This window comes from Blautia wexlerae, assembly GCF_013300825.1.
Classification (GTDB): Bacteria; Bacillota; Clostridia; order Lachnospirales; family Lachnospiraceae; genus Blautia_A; species Blautia_A wexlerae_B.
The window spans coordinates 345,691-360,604 of the sequence record NZ_JAAIMY010000001.1 but is presented as its reverse complement, the minus strand read 5'-3'; the positions used below and the strand labels follow the sequence as shown (position 1 = coordinate 360,604).

At 41.4% G+C, this 14,914-nt stretch carries 15 protein-coding genes; 4 read left to right on the top strand and 11 right to left on the bottom strand.

Features of this window, described 5'->3' with window-relative positions:
* From G4417_RS01560 to G4417_RS01540, 5 genes are all read right to left on the bottom strand, one after another.
* Positions 1-386, bottom strand: a 386-nt coding sequence (locus G4417_RS01560; RefSeq protein WP_173682379.1) for a helix-turn-helix domain-containing protein, incomplete at its 3' end; no start/stop codon positions are given.
* Entirely contained in the window at positions 383-790 is a 408-nt protein-coding gene (gene tnpA / locus G4417_RS01555; protein ID WP_173682378.1) for an IS200/IS605 family transposase, read from the bottom strand. The genes tnpA and G4417_RS01560, both read right to left, overlap by 4 nt.
* A gap of 112 nt (positions 791-902) precedes the next feature.
* Positions 903-1,313: a hypothetical protein gene (locus G4417_RS01550; protein WP_173682377.1), complete on the bottom strand. Its 411-nt coding sequence runs from the start codon at positions 1,311-1,313 to the stop codon at positions 903-905.
* A gap of 42 nt (positions 1,314-1,355) precedes the next feature.
* Entirely contained in the window at positions 1,356-2,720 is a 1,365-nt protein-coding gene (rlmD, locus tag G4417_RS01545; protein ID WP_173682376.1) for a 23S rRNA (uracil(1939)-C(5))-methyltransferase RlmD, read from the bottom strand.
* Between the two features lie 66 nt (positions 2,721-2,786).
* Positions 2,787-3,008 carry a hypothetical protein gene (locus tag G4417_RS01540; protein WP_008706577.1) on the bottom strand — a complete coding sequence of 74 codons (222 nt, stop codon included), beginning with the start codon at positions 3,006-3,008 and terminating at the stop codon, positions 2,787-2,789.
* Between the two features lie 247 nt (positions 3,009-3,255).
* Here G4417_RS01540 and G4417_RS01535 point away from each other — a divergent pair, with 247 nt between their 5' ends.
* The gene (locus G4417_RS01535) at positions 3,256-3,939 is read left to right on the top strand and encodes a YjjG family noncanonical pyrimidine nucleotidase (protein WP_118342285.1); all 684 of its coding nucleotides are present in this window, start codon (positions 3,256-3,258) and stop codon (positions 3,937-3,939) included.
* A 133-nt stretch (positions 3,940-4,072) separates the two neighbouring features.
* On the opposite strand, the gene pcrA is transcribed toward G4417_RS01535, so the two are convergent.
* Positions 4,073-6,307 (bottom strand): DNA helicase PcrA, encoded by a 2,235-nt coding sequence (pcrA, locus tag G4417_RS01530; RefSeq protein WP_173682375.1) that lies wholly within the window; start codon positions 6,305-6,307, stop codon positions 4,073-4,075.
* Positions 6,308-6,639: 332 nt separating this feature from the next.
* On the opposite strand from pcrA, the gene G4417_RS01525 reads away from it, so the two are divergent.
* Positions 6,640-7,257, top strand: coding sequence for a DUF1836 domain-containing protein (locus G4417_RS01525; protein ID WP_025578120.1), 618 nt, complete (start codon positions 6,640-6,642; stop codon positions 7,255-7,257).
* 142 nt (positions 7,258-7,399) lie between these two features.
* Here the strand turns inward: G4417_RS01525 and G4417_RS01520 are convergent, their stop codons facing one another.
* Both G4417_RS01520 and G4417_RS01515 read right to left on the bottom strand, forming a co-directional pair.
* Positions 7,400-9,601, bottom strand: coding sequence for an alpha-galactosidase (locus G4417_RS01520; protein ID WP_173682374.1), 2,202 nt, complete (start codon positions 9,599-9,601; stop codon positions 7,400-7,402).
* Between the two features lie 56 nt (positions 9,602-9,657).
* Positions 9,658-10,323 (bottom strand): YesL family protein, encoded by a 666-nt coding sequence (locus tag G4417_RS01515; protein ID WP_173682373.1) that lies wholly within the window; start codon positions 10,321-10,323, stop codon positions 9,658-9,660.
* 21 nt (positions 10,324-10,344) lie between these two features.
* Between G4417_RS01515 and G4417_RS17665 the strand changes: the two genes are divergently transcribed.
* Complete coding sequence (locus G4417_RS17665; protein WP_420314183.1) at positions 10,345-10,521, top strand: DUF6783 domain-containing protein; 177 nt, start codon at positions 10,345-10,347, stop codon at positions 10,519-10,521.
* A 73-nt stretch (positions 10,522-10,594) separates the two neighbouring features.
* Here G4417_RS17665 and G4417_RS01510 read toward each other — a convergent pair whose 3' ends face one another.
* The 3 genes from G4417_RS01510 to G4417_RS01500 form a co-directional block, all read right to left on the bottom strand.
* Positions 10,595-11,419 carry a carbohydrate ABC transporter permease gene (locus tag G4417_RS01510; protein ID WP_008706570.1) on the bottom strand — a complete coding sequence of 275 codons (825 nt, stop codon included), beginning with the start codon at positions 11,417-11,419 and terminating at the stop codon, positions 10,595-10,597.
* A 12-nt stretch (positions 11,420-11,431) separates the two neighbouring features.
* A complete protein-coding gene (locus G4417_RS01505) occupies positions 11,432-12,325 on the bottom strand; it encodes a carbohydrate ABC transporter permease (protein ID WP_173682372.1) in 894 nt (297 codons plus the stop codon).
* A 165-nt stretch (positions 12,326-12,490) separates the two neighbouring features.
* Entirely contained in the window at positions 12,491-13,756 is a 1,266-nt protein-coding gene (locus tag G4417_RS01500) for a sugar ABC transporter substrate-binding protein (protein ID WP_330598076.1), read from the bottom strand.
* Positions 13,757-13,978: 222 nt separating this feature from the next.
* On the opposite strand from G4417_RS01500, the gene G4417_RS01495 reads away from it, so the two are divergent.
* Positions 13,979-14,905 (top strand): AraC family transcriptional regulator, encoded by a 927-nt coding sequence (locus tag G4417_RS01495; protein ID WP_243872042.1) that lies wholly within the window; start codon positions 13,979-13,981, stop codon positions 14,903-14,905.
* Positions 14,906-14,914: the final 9 nt, after the last annotated feature.

Below are 14,914 nucleotides of genomic sequence, written 5' to 3'. Positions count from 1 at the left end.
ATCCATTTTAATTTGGGAAGCCGGATCCGCTTATCTTCTACCAGAATATTTCCGTTGACTACATTTGTTGTATAGCTGTTTTTGGAGTGATGTTTTGACTTGAAACGTGGAAATCCAACCTTAGGATCACAAAAAAAATTCTTATATGCTTTTTCCAGATGGAGCTGAACATTTGCCAGTGCCAGCGAATCAACTTCTTTCAGAAATGGATACTCCTTTTTATACATAGCTGGTGTATTCTTTAACATCTTCTTTGTCTTTTTATACTCCTGGATCTTGTCATTAAGCATCTGGTTGTACAGAAAACGACAACAGCCAAATGTTTTTCCAAGGAGTATCTTCTGTTCTTCTGTTGGATAAATCCGGAAACGATATGCTATGTTCAATTCTTTTTCTCTCCCTGATTTTCGATGTATTGACGGATCACTTCTACTGGTGCCCCTCCTGCCGTCAAAAGACAGAAACTCTGACTCCAGAACGCTTCTTTCCAAAGTTTTTCCCGGATTTCCGGATACTCTTTTTTCAGCAGCCTGCTGCTGGCACTTTTATAAGCATTGATAAATTTGCTGAGTTCTGTTTTAGGCTGTGCACGAAACATTACATGAACATGGTCAATATTATGATTCCATTCCTCCAAAACAATTCCATACCGTGGGGCAATATATCCCCATATTTCCTTTGCTCTTTCTGAAATCGGATCATTGATAACTTTTCTTCGATATTTCACCACCATAATCAGGTGATAATACAGCAAGTATACTGAATGTGCATTATGATCCATATTTTCCATAAAACCAGTCCTTTTTTTGAGTAATTATCTTATCGACTGATTCTATTATACCATGGATCTCACTACCAAACAAGCGTTCTTTTTATTTTTTGCAATTCATCTCCCACCTGTGTTACTGTTCACTCCGTTCACAGTAACGTAGCCAAAATTGATTCCAGATTGCCTGCGGCAATGGAATTTTGGCTCGTATGTCTCGGGATTTTGGCATATTCATGCCAAAACACCTCGCGGGATAGTGGTGTGTGAACAGTAACCCACCTGTAGAGGAAGGAGAATTCTTGATATATATTATGTTAAAATGCTTCAATGCCTCCACAATTGCACTCTCTTTATCTTCTGGACACTGCGGTTGCCTGCTATCTTCATTTTTAGGTAAATTATAATTCTTTCCAACCTCAATTCCGCATTTTCTCTTTACCTGTGAGATATACAGATTGGAAACCTTCATGCCGGCATTATGTTCAGCCACATACTTCTTTATCTCATCATATGTAGCCTTAGTCTCTGCAGATGTTATATCCATATCATCAAGTTCAATCGTGACATTAATGTAATCATCCGGTTTTTATTTCAGTTGGGACAAAAGAACAACCGTCTCAACGTGAACAGTCTGACAAAATTGATCAACGCAGCAGGCTTTTTCCAACTTATATCCTGCCGCCAGAAATGCTGGAAGATCTCTTGCCAGACTGGTAGCTTTGCAGGAAATATATACGATATGATCCACGCCATAAGAAAGGATTTTCGGCAATGCTTTGGGGTGGATTCCATCTCTTGGCGGATCCAGAATTATCACATCCGGTTTCTCCGTCAGATCATCCAGGACTTTAAGGACATCTCCTGCAATAAATTTGCAATTACTCAGGTTATTCAGTGCTGCATTCTGTTTTGCAGCTTCTACTGCCTCTTCCACAATTTCCACACCTATCACTTCGTCCGCTACGGAGGCTGCAAGCTGGGCGATCGTTCCGGTTCCGCTGTAAAGGTCGAACACTACTTTATCCTTCGTATCTCCGATATACTCACGTACGATAGAATAAAGCACTTCCGCAGCCAGTGAATTAGGCTGAAAAAATGAAAATGTACTGATCTTAAATCGCAGTCCCAGAAGCGTTTCATAAAAGAAATCCTGACCGTAAAGGATACGTGTCTCATCACTCTGCACCACATCAGAAAGAGAATCATTGATAATATGCATGATTCCCACAATTTTACCCTCCAGCGGAAGTGCAAGAAGTTCTTCTTTCAGAGATTCCAGATCATGTTCTTCCTGACTGGTGGTAATCACATGGACCAGAATCTCTCCTGTAGTCACACCGCGACGGAGAAGCAGATGGCGCAGATATCCTGTATGCTGCATCTTTTTATAATAGGAAACATTACGTTCCAGAAAGTATTCATGAACACAGGTAAGAATCTTAGTCATATCTTCATGAACCAGTTGACAGTCATTTGCTGTAAGCACATCATAGGTACTGCCTTTTTTGTGCAGTCCCAAAGTCAATGGACCATCTTTATATGCATCTCCAAAAGAAAACTCCATCTTATTGCGGTATCTGAATTCCATGGGACTTCCATGAATCCCCTCCCAATGACAGGATGCACCATCTAAGGCACCTTCCAGCAATTCGCGGATCTGTTGTTCTTTCATTTTAAGCTGATTTTCATAGGACATAGTCTGATACATGCATCCTCCACATTCCGGAAAAATGCTGCAGACCGGTTCTCTTGTTTCAAGCGGAGACTTCTCCAATACTTCCAGAAGTCTTCCCTCTGCACGTCCGGAACGCTTCTTATTGATCATAAAACGGACTTTCTGTCCAGGCATTCCGTTCTTTACGGTAACTTTTTGTCCGTCTGTTATCACAATTCCCTTATTGGGAAAATCTACTTTCTCAATCACGCCTTCATAAATTTCGCCTTTTTTCATATAACCTCCATAAAAATAGCCCCGGTATAAGCCGGAGCTATTCTTTCATTTTCATATTACAGGTAATTATTCTTCTTCATCTTCGAAATAATCGTCGAAGTCATCATCAAAATCCTCTTCAAAATCTTCCAGATAATCCGGAGCAAAGAAATGATATACAGCAAATGCGATACCTGCTACTGCTGCAACTGCGCCAATGATTGCCAGTACCCAGAGGACTGTATTTTTTTCTTTCTCTTCTTCTTTTCTGTTTAATGCTGATAATAATTCTTCAATTTTGATATTCATAATCGCACCATCCTCTCAATAATTCATCAGCTGACACTTAACACTTCTGCCGTCTGCTGTTTAATAAAATTATTATAACACTTTTTCTGTAATTTTACCATAAGATATCTGCATTTATTCTATACTTTTGTTAATTTCTTTATTATAATGATATCAGGGGGTTACTGTTCACACACCACTATCCCGCGAGGTGTTTTGGCATGAATATGCCGACAGCAACGATCTGATAAGAGAGGATAAAATACTTATGGTAGAAACACTTTTTTTTGATCTTGATAATACATTACTTGATTTTAATCAGGCAGAAAGAGCAGCTATCGCAAAAACTCTGGAAAGTTTTCACATTGCTCCCGAGCCTTCAGTTCTGAAGCGTTACAGTGAGCTCAACCTCGCCCAGTGGAAGCTTCTTGAACAGGGCAAAATCACCAGAGACCAGGTAAAGCTTCGGAGATTCCGGCTTCTTTTTGCAGAGCTGAATGTGGATGTACCTGCAAAAGAAGCTGCACATACCTATGAAACTCTTCTGGCCCAGGGGCACTATTTCATAGATGGTGCAGAAGAATTGCTCGAAACTCTTTACGGCCAATACCGGATGTATCTGGTTACAAACGGTACCTTAAGTGTCCAGAAGGGACGGCTTAAAAGTTCCGGAATTTCCCGTTACTTTGAGGATATTTTTATCTCCGAAGAACTGGGATACAATAAGCCGGGCAGGGAATACTTTGACTGCTGCTTCTCCAGAATCCCTGATTTCCATAAGGAAACAGCAGTAATCATCGGGGACAGTCTGACCTCTGATATCCAGGGCGGCATCAATGCCGGAATCCGCACGATCTGGTTTAATCCCAACCATGAGAAAACTTCAGAAATCATCCCTGATCATGAATTTGACAGTCTTATGAAACTTCCTGAACTCCTGTCTCATATATAAAGCGGATAAAATCGTTCGCCTTACTGCTTATTGCTTTTCGCAGCCTCCGCAGGTGACTTAAGTCACCTGCCCCAATCGCCCGGCTAACAGATGGCAGGCGTTACTTGCCCGCATCATCCTGATTCTGAAATTACTATATTTTTTTCAGCTTTGCAAATCCTGCGAACATTTTCTTTATTCCCACTTTGTCAAAATCAACAGTGACTTCATAATCTCTTCCGCCGTCTACAATGTCTTTGACAATTCCTACACCAAATTTAATGTGGCGGACGGTGTCTCCCACTTCGTAATCCAGTGCATCAGCCTTTGTCACCTTAAATTCTCTGGGCTTGAATGTTTTTGTCTCAAAAACCATTTTCATTTTTGCAAGGTTTCTGTCTGCCTGGATCATCTCTTCAATCTTTTTCTTCTTTTCCTGAGCTTCCTGTCCCAGATCCACAAGCTCCCGCGGAATTTCGCGTACAAATCTGGATACTTTATTATACTGTACTTCTCCCCGGAGCATCCGCTGTCTGGCACTTGTCAGCGTCAGATCCTCCATGGCTCTTGTGATGCCCACATAACAGAGTCTTCTCTCTTCTTCCAGATCAGATCTGTCATCTGATATAATGGACATATAAGACGGAAACATCCCATCTTCCATTCCTACGAGAAATACTCTCGGAAATTCCAGACCTTTAGCACTATGTAAAGTCATAAGAAGCACATAATCCTGATCCGGATCCACGCTGTCAATGTCTGCGATCAGTGCAATCTCCTCGAGAAAACCTGAAAGTGTGGCAGTCTGTCCCTGTTCTTTCATTGCTTCCTGATAGGATTCTGTCTTGGAAATAAGTTCGTCAATATTCTCGATTCTTGCCTTCGATTCATCTGTATCTTCAGCCTGCAGCTCTGCCACATATCCGGTAAGTTCAATCACTTCTTCCAGAAGTTCACGTACTGTGTAAGACTCTGCCTTACTCTTTAAACTCTGAATAAAGGTTACAAATCCATCTATCTTTGAAAGGCTTCTTCCAATAGACGGGACCTCCTCTGCCACACGCAAGGCATCATAGAAACTCACACTCATTTTATCCGCATAATCCTGTATTCTGCCAAGAGTTGTGGCTCCGATTCCACGCTTCGGTACATTGATGATACGGCGGACTGCCAGATCATCTCTGGAATTGTCAATTGTCTTCAGATAACATAACAGGTCTTTGATTTCTTTACGCGCATAGAAATTCACACCGCCTACAATCTTGTAAGGGATATTCGCAAGAAGACATTTCTCTTCAAAGAGTCGTGACTGTGCATTGGTCCTGTACAGAACTGCACAGTCTTTATACTTCGCACCATTCTCTCTGTGAGCTCTGGAAATCTCGCCTACCACATACTCTGCTTCCTCATATCCGTTCATGAACTGGCGGAAATGGATTCGTTCCCCCTCCGAATTCTCAGTCCAGAGTGTTTTTGATTTACGTGAAGTGTTATTTGCGATCACCGCATTGGCTGCATTCAGAATATTCTTTGTGGAACGGTAATTCTGTTCCAGACGGATAACTTTTGCATCTGGAAAAACATGCTCAAATCCAAGAATATTTCCAATATTTGCACCGCGGAATTTATAGATAGACTGGTCATCATCACCGACTACACAAAGGTTTTCATATTTAGAGGCCAACAGGCTGATAAACTTAAACTGCGCAGTATTGGTATCCTGATACTCATCCACCATGATATATCTGAAACGTTCCTGATAGTTTTCCAGAACATCTCCGCAGTTCTGAAAAAGCTCTACGGTCTTTACGATCAGATCGTCAAAATCCAGCGCATTATTTCTACGCAAAGCTGCCTGATATTCCCGGTATACCTCAGCAACCTTCTTTTTAACAAAGTCCCCACCTGCATTCAGTTCCATCTCATCCGGTGTGATCAGTTCATCTTTTGCATGGGAAATCTGTGCCAGAAGAGAACGTTCCTTTGTTTTCTTGGTGTCAATATTCAGTTTTCTGCACACTTCCTTCATCAGAGTTTTCTGATCTTCTGTGTCGTAAATAGCAAATCTGGTATCATATCCAAGACGGTCAATATAACGGCGCAGAATACGCACACAGGTGGAATGGAATGTGGAAACCCATACGCTCTCGGAACCAAATCCCACAATTTTATCTACACGTTCTCTCATTTCACTGGCTGCTTTATTTGTAAATGTGATAGCCAGAATATTCCAGGGATTGATTCCCTTTTTATCTATCAGGTAAGCAATGCGGTGGGTAAGTACTCTTGTCTTTCCCGAACCCGCTCCCGCAAGGATCAGCAGTGGACCTTCTGTATGGTAAACCGCTTCCTGCTGCTGAGGATTTAATGCACTGTAAATATCGCTCATATTTTCTCCTGTCTTCTTCCTGTACGGTACATTATTTTACAAACAACCATGCTGATCAACAAGTTGATTCCTGCAACAATCTTTCAGGTTCAAAATATGTACCGGTTATCGTTTACATCTCTCGAAATATTTTTTGTGCCTGAACAGGCATATATCTTTATGATTATACACAAAAATCTGTTCGCCTACAACTGATTCCTGTAAATTCAAGCGGATAAAATCATCCGCTTCGCTATGCAGCTCTACACTGAATAATAAATTTTATAATGAGTAAAAAAAACATTTACAAGTAGTATTTAAAACTATATAATAAGGAACAGAGGTGATAAAAGATGACAATCGATGATAAAGACATGATAAACAGCATTCTGGAAAGTGTATCCAGGATTGACTATATTAAACCGGAAGACATCCCAAATATTGATTTATATATGGATCAGGTGACAACCTTTATGGAAGAACAGCTCGTTTCTTCCAAACGTTACGCAGACGACAAGATTCTCACCAAGACTATGATCAACAATTATGCAAAGAATAAGCTCCTTCCCCCGCCTGAGAAGAAACGTTATTCCAAAGAACATGTGCTGATGCTGATTTTTATTTACTATTTCAAGAATATTCTTTCCATCAATGATATCCAGACTCTGCTCACACCGATCACGCAGAAATATTTTAAATCCATGACTGAGAAAGATATGACTTATATTTATAATGAAGTTTTCAGCATGGAAAAGGAACAGATTGAATCCCTGAAAAAAGACCTGCTGCGCAAATACAAAACAGCACAGGATACTTTCGGGGACGCAGATGAAGAAGATCAGGCAAATTTGAAGAGATTTTCATTTATCTGCCTGTTAAGCTTTGATGTCTATGTAAAGAAAATGATGATTGAGCATATAATCGACGGGATGAATCCGGAACCGGAGCATAATTCCAAAAAGAAAAAATAATATTTCAAAAAGCAGCAGATTTTTCCTGATTTGGGAAAATCTGCTGCTTTTTTATGTTATATAAAATAATGATTATGCTATTTTTTCCTCTGCTGTCAGAGCCAATTCCTTATCGACTGTGTTGACACCGATAATAGCTGTATTATTTTTCGACTGCCTTAAATGTAAATCTGATTGGCTGGTAATCTCCTGTTGTCAGTGGCAGAGGCAGACCTGCCTTCATAAGAGCTGCACCTGTATATACTTTTCCTGTTGCTGTGTCTTCGTATTTCATATCAGCATCCAGCCCCTGTGGGTAGAAAAGATAAATATAAGGATTTGCTTCGCTGTGGAGTCTTACTCCGCACACAACTGTTTCTTTTTTGTCTTTGGATACAAACTGCCAGAGTACATGGTTGTTGTTTTCGAATGGGTTCACCAGACGATAGTAGTCTCCGGACTGTACCAGATGCTCCATTTCTTTATACTTCAGAATCTGCTCTCTGGCTGTCTTTTTCTCTTCTTCGGACATCTTCATCAGATCCAGCTCATAGCCAAAGGTACCTGCGGATGCAACAATTCCTCTTGTCTCAAAAGGAGTCGTTCTTCCGGACTGATGGTTCGGGCATACGCTGACATGTGCGCCCATTGCACTTATGGGATATCCGAAGGAGGTACCATACTGGATTTTCAGTCTGTCAATAGCATCTGTATTGTCACTGCACCAGATCTGCGGAGAATAGTAAAGCATTCCCGCCTCAAATCTTCCGCCTCCGCCTGAGCAGGACTCAAACAGAAGATCCGGATATCTCTGTACCAGGCTTTCCATCATTTCATAGACAGCCAGCACATATCTGTGGTAAACCTCTCCCTGACGTTCCCTTGGAAGAGCTGCTGAGAATACGTTATCTACGCTTCGGTTCATATCCCATTTCACATAATCAGCCTTGCATGCATCCAGAACCTTAAAAATCTGGTTCATAATATGTTCGCGTACTTCTTTTCTGGTAATATCCAGATTTAACTGATGTCTGCTTCGGTTCATGGCACGTCCCGGGATCTTCAGTGCCCAGTCCGGATGTTCTCTGTACAGATCACTGTCCTCAGAGATCATCTCCGGCTCTACCCACAGACCGAATTTCAGTCCAAGTCCATGAATCTTCTCTGCAAGTGCGGGAAGTCCGCCTTTAATCTTCTCTTCATTTACTTCCCAATCACCAAGTGCACACCAGTCATTGTCTCTCTTTCCAAACCATCCGTCATCCAAAACAAACATATCCAGTCCGATATTTTTTGCCTCTTCTGCAATGTGGTAAATCTTATCTGCGTCAAAATCAAAATAAGTTGCTTCCCAGTTATTTACCAGGATCGGTCTTGGCTGCTCTACATATTTGCTACGGATCAGATTGCTTCTGTATGCATCATGATAGATCCTGGAAAGCTTTCCGAAGCCTTCTGCTGAGTATGCCATGATCACTTCCGGTGTCTCAAAACTCTCTCCCTGTTCCAATGTCCAGGAGAAATGATAAGGATGGATTCCCATTGCCACACGGGTATGTCCTACCTGGTCCACCTCTGTTTCAAATAAGAAGTTTCCACTGTATGCAAGTGCATATCCATAGCAGTCTCCATAAGTTTCCTCTGTATTTCTATCACAGAGGATTACAAATGGATTGTGATGGTGGCTGGAAGTTCCGCGGATACTTCCCACAGACCAGTTGCCATGACCAAGGTGAGTTCTCTCCATCTGGCGTTCCATAATGTGCCTGCCATAGAAATGGACTGCATCCAGTTCTCTGTATTCATAGTCCATTTCCATAGACATTGCTTTTTTTACTGTAACCGGTGCTGTACCTGTATTTTCCAGGCGTACCGCTCTGGTGATCACATCAAGATGAGGAAATACACCATAGAGAAGATGTGCTTTCAGTCCGCTGACACGGTCTGTCAAAACAATTTCCAGTGTCTCTGCCTCATCTTCCTTTGCAAACATTGCAGGAAGCCCTTTCAGGCTGTACTTTCCTTTTGTAATCTCATAGGACTCAAATTTCAGATTTGCAGTATCACTGCCGTCTGCCTGCTCTGTCTCCAGGCCATTGATACGATAATCACCATTTCCATATGCAGTATATTCCTGTGGCAGGGTATCTAATGAAAATGTTCTGTCATTTTCTGCCTCATAAGGATTTCCTGAAAATCCTCTGTCCACACATACGATCCTGTCTGTGATCAGTGCATCGCCTACCGGACTTCCATAATACAGATGAACCAGAGTATCATACTCTCTTACCTGCATCTGATAAGTGCTGTGCTCTGTTCTCAGGTCGAATACTTTCTCTGCCTCGTGATATTTGATCCATTCCATACTCTGTACCTCTCATTTCTTTGTTCTTTCTATTTTATAGATGTTCTATCTATTTTTTAAAACACATACTGATCAGGTTCTGTGGCCACGTAGTGATGTTCCTCTTCCTCCTCTTTGAAGTAAGGCTTGAACAGTTTCCACATAAACCAGGAATCTGCATAGGCAGTCAGGGAGAATCCAAACATCAGCCAGATCAACAGATATACCGGGAAAAGTTTTGCATCTACAAGTGTCATTGTCATTGGCAGGATTGTGATCACTGCCACAGCTAAAGCATAGCCTATATGTTTAACCGCAAAATAAAATGCGTTTGTGATCAAAGTCATTGTTTTATTTTCAAATGCTGCAACTGTTGGAAATACATACAGTGCAACTGCCACCAGAGGAATATATACCGCAAAGATCACATAATTAAAAATCTGTGACATGGATCCCGGCATTGTTGCCAGAGCTTCTTTTTCCATATAAATAAATATTCCTGCTGCAGCCATCAGAATCCAGATCAGTGTGGACTGCCTGAAATTCTGCTTAAAACTCTTAAAAAAATCATGAAGTACTCTGATATCTCCATCTTTATGGAGCTTCAATGTACAGTAAAATAATGCAGTGGTGGATGCCCCTGCTGTGATAACTGGAAGAGAGCACACGATCCACAGCAAATTTAATGCGATCAACTGACCTAAAAATCCAAATATTCTGTCAAAAAGACTTCCTGGTTTCATTTCTATCTACCTCTTCCTTTCCTGTCATTTATCTTTTTTTATTTTATATTCAGTTTTCTTTCTCTAGAGCATGTTAAAAAAACCATTCCCGCAAATTGTGACGCGCATCTTGAGGAAAGCATTTTTCAAACACACTCTAAATATTATCAAATCCAGTTTCAGGCAAGCCCTGCTGCAATCTCTGGTCTGATTTTATAACAAAGCCTGCCTGTGCTGCTCAGATCAAGAGAAAACTCTGTCTGAACACCTGAACTTTTACTTAATATTTATTTTACAGCTTACCACCGGATGTTGCAATACCTTCGATGAACTGCTTCTGGAAGATCAGATACAGTACGATCATCGGGATACATGCAAGCAGAGATGCTGCCATCAGCTGCGGATAATTGTTGGTGTACTGTCCCTGCATTTTTGCAAGTGCTGCTGACAGAGGCATTACATCCTTGTTACAGATCAGAGGCCACATCAGGTCTTTATATGCAAATACTGCTGTGAAGATTCCCAGTGCCACCATGGAAGAACGTGTCAGAGGAGCCATGATGAACAGGAAGGTCTGACCGATGTTACATCCGTCAAGACGTGCTGCCTCTTCCAGATCTTTTGGAAGTCCCATATAAGCCTGTTTGAGGAGAAATGTACCAAATGCAGTAACAATACCGGGAAATACCAGGGCAAAAATGGTATTGAGCATTCCCATTTTACTTACCATTAAGTACTGTGGGATAATGAAGATCTGTCCAGGAACCATCATCTGGAAAAGAACCAGTGAGAACATCAGGTTTTTCCCCCTGAAGTTCAGACGTCCAAATGCATAGCCTGCCAGTGTTGCTGTCAGAACCGCACATACAACACGACCCAGGATCAGAAGTAAGGTATTGATATACAGATGTAAGAAATCCATATTTGCGCTTACTTCTCTAAAACTGTCCCATCTCCATGTAGACGGGAGGATTACGAATGGGTTGACAGAGGTTGCCTCTGTCATAGTTTTGAAAGCTGTCAGGATCATCCATAAGAAAGGAACCAGCATGGTAATAGATACCAATATCAGGATAACATGGATCAGAACTCTGTTTGCTTTATCTCTTGCTGACATAATTATCCCTCCTTAATTATAGTGAACCCACTTCTTCTGCGCAATATTCTGGAATACTGTCATGATCATAATTACAACCAGAAGAAGTACGACGATTGTTGAACCATAACCTTTGTTATTCTGTACAAAGGAATTCTGGTAGAACAGGTAAACAAGTGACTGTGTTTTGTAAAGTGCAGGACTGTTTCTGTCCATAACCATGAAGATCAGGTCGAATACCTGCATGGCACCGATGACACGGGTAACCATTACAAAGAAGATGGTCGGTGAAAGCAACGGGATTGTAATGTGGAAGAACTGTTTGATTCCGGTTGCTCCGTCAATGCTTGCTGCTTCATAATAATCTCTTGGGATTTCCTGCAGACCTGACAGGAAAAGTACCATATTGTAGCCAATGATGGACCATACACCGATCACTGCGATCGCATAGACTGCAATCTTCGGATCAGAAATCCAGTTAATCTTTGTATGAAAAATGTGATTGAGAAGACCAAACTCTGAGTTAAACAGCCATCTCCATACCATGGCGATCGCAGCCGGAGCAGCAACCATAGGCAGGAAGAAAATAGTTCTGTAAACAGCACGGCCTTTCATTTTACGGTTTAATAAAACTGCCAGTACAAGTGCAATGGCAATGGAAAACGGAACTTCCACAATGGCATATTTAAATGTATTTAATAATGCCTGCCATACTTCCGCATCGTGGAACAGCTTTACGTAGTTGTCTAAACCAATGAAGATATTTCCCTTACCGAAATCTCCGGTCTTGAAAAAGCTCTCATAAATGGTCTTAAAAATCGGATAGATATTTAAGATGATCAGACCAAGCATTGTAGGAAGAATGAACGCCCATCCCCAGATGAATTCATTCCGCGCCTGACTGGTACCTTTTTTTGGATTTGCCACGGCTCTCACTCCTTCTTATCGTAAAATTCTGTTGCTGATTTGAACGGAAAACTGCCGCACATCTGCATACCTGTTGTGACTTCTGCGGTTATCACATGATCGGAATCTTTTCTGCGGCAGCTTTCCTGTTTCTTATTTTTTATGAATGGTTTTGCTGAATATTAATTAATAGGACTCTTCTGCGATGGCATCGTTCATAATAGTAACGATGTTCTTGCATGCATCATCCATGCTCTCTTCATCATTCCATGGTTTCTTCAGTTCTTCACACATTGGGTTCCACCATGCAAGTGTTGCATTTGTGTGTGGTCTGAACACGATATTGTCCATTGCATCCATGTATGGCTGTAAGTTGAAGCAGTCAACACTGTTAACCCATCCATCAGACATTCCTTCGTAAGCTGCCATTGTTACACCAAGGTCAGCCTGTTTCTGCTGCATATCTTTGGAACCGAACCACTCAATAAGCTGGAAAGCTTCGTCCGGCATATCTGTGTTTGCAGATGCTGCCCATCCAAGACCATTGTAAAGAGATACGCTCTCTCCTGTTTCAGCATCTTTCGGAAGTCTTGCCACATCACAGTGTTCTTTGATATAATCATTGTCTTTGAAAGCAGATACCATCCAGGATCCCTGAGAGATCATAGCTACCTTGCCAGATCCGAAGAGTACGTCTGTACCTGTTTCGGACATTGTAGATGCAGGAGGCATTACATTTTTAACGCATTTGTCAACAAATTCCATTGCCTTGATGGTATTAGGATCATCAAAACCGGATTTGTTGTCATCTGTCAGTACACATCCGCCCATGGAGTAAACAATATTCATCCATGTATCCTGCTCGTTAGATGGGTTTGCTGCGAAACCATACTGGCTTCCGTCTTCTTTTGTAAGTTTCTCTGCAATATCATAGAATTCATCCCATGTCCAGCTTCCGTCCGGATAGTCGATTCCTGCTTCATCAAACATATCTTTGTTGTACCACATGGCGATTGTATCGATGTCCTTCGGTACTGCGTATGTTTTTCCGTCCCACTGATACATTTCTTTGATATCTTTCGGGAATTTGTCCATTTCCAGTTTATCGCTGTCTGCAACCTTGTCTGTCAGATCAAGTAAGATATCATTGGACATATATCTTACAGCTTCATTGGAATGCATCCAGAATACGTCCGGCATGTCTCCGCCTGATGCACCTGCTTCAAGAAGTGTCCAGTAGCTGCTCCACTCTACTACCTGAAGTTCAGTTTTGATTCCGGTCTCTTTTGTAAACTCATCCATGATTTCCTGAAGTCCGGCTTTCTGTCCGTTATCCCAGATTGCAACTGTCAGAGTTTTGTCTTTCGCCTGTGCGCTTACTGGTGCAAGTGCAGTAACTGTCATAGCACCGATCACTGTTGCGACTGTGAGTTTTTTCATGTTTTTTCTCATATACATCCTCCTTTATTCGTCGTTTCGACGTGTTCCTTGTGATTCTTATTATACGTTTTTGTCTATTTTTTTAAATGGACTAATGAAATGAATTTATGTCATAATCGTTATGGAAAAAGCGCTGAATATATGGTAAAATGTCAACAAAGGATTGAATTTATGCGTATTTGCAGGATATCAGTCCTTATGTCTTTATATCAACAATATCTGCAGTCAAAGAAAATGGAAAAAGGAATTGCGCAAATGCCAAATGTAAAATATACGGACAGCGCTACTTTTCGCTGTCTTGAAAATCTGAAAGAAGGCTCCCTTGATATCAGTCTGATTCATACAGGCAAAGAGCACTGCCCGCCCGGACATATCTGTTCCATGCCAAGAGATGAGTTCATCATCCATTTTGTGCTGAACGGTACCGGATTCTATTCTGCCGGAGGTCAGACCTGGAGCCTTACTCCCGGACAGATGTTTGTAATTTATCCAAATGAACCAGTCACATACGGTGCTGATGAAATCAATCCCTGGACTTATGCCTGGATTGGTTTTCGCGGAATCCGAGCTCACTCAATGGTAAAAGAATGTGGATTTTCCAAAAATCAATTAGTACTTCCTGCACCGGATCAGAAAATAATCCTGAAACACATCGATTATATGCTGAATCATAAGCAGCTTTCCAAAGCCAATGACCTGAGGCGCCAGGCTTATCTGATCCTGTTGTTAGCCGAGCTTTCCGGCTTTCATGAAAAGCAGTCTGCACAGAACAAAAAAAATGCCAAATATGCCTACAGCACCAGTGTCTACGTGGAGCTTGCCATTGAATATATTAAAGATATGTATCAAAAGGGAATCGGGATTTCTGATATTGCAGATAATATCGGAATCAGCCGTGCCTATCTGAACAGTTCCTTTCAGAAAGAGCTTGGAATGTCCGCACAGACCTTCCTCATTGATTATAAGATGCATAAAGCAGCCAGTCTTCTGGTCAGCACCAGTCTGTCTGTTAAAGAGATTGCTAATAATGTGGGCTATGAAGACCAACTTGTTTTTTCAAAAGCTTTTAAGAAGAAGTTTGGAATGAGTCCGAAGAATTATAAGACTCATAAAGAAATGATGGATAAATTTAACGAAAAGCAGGTAGACGATCCCGTGTGATCGTTCTGC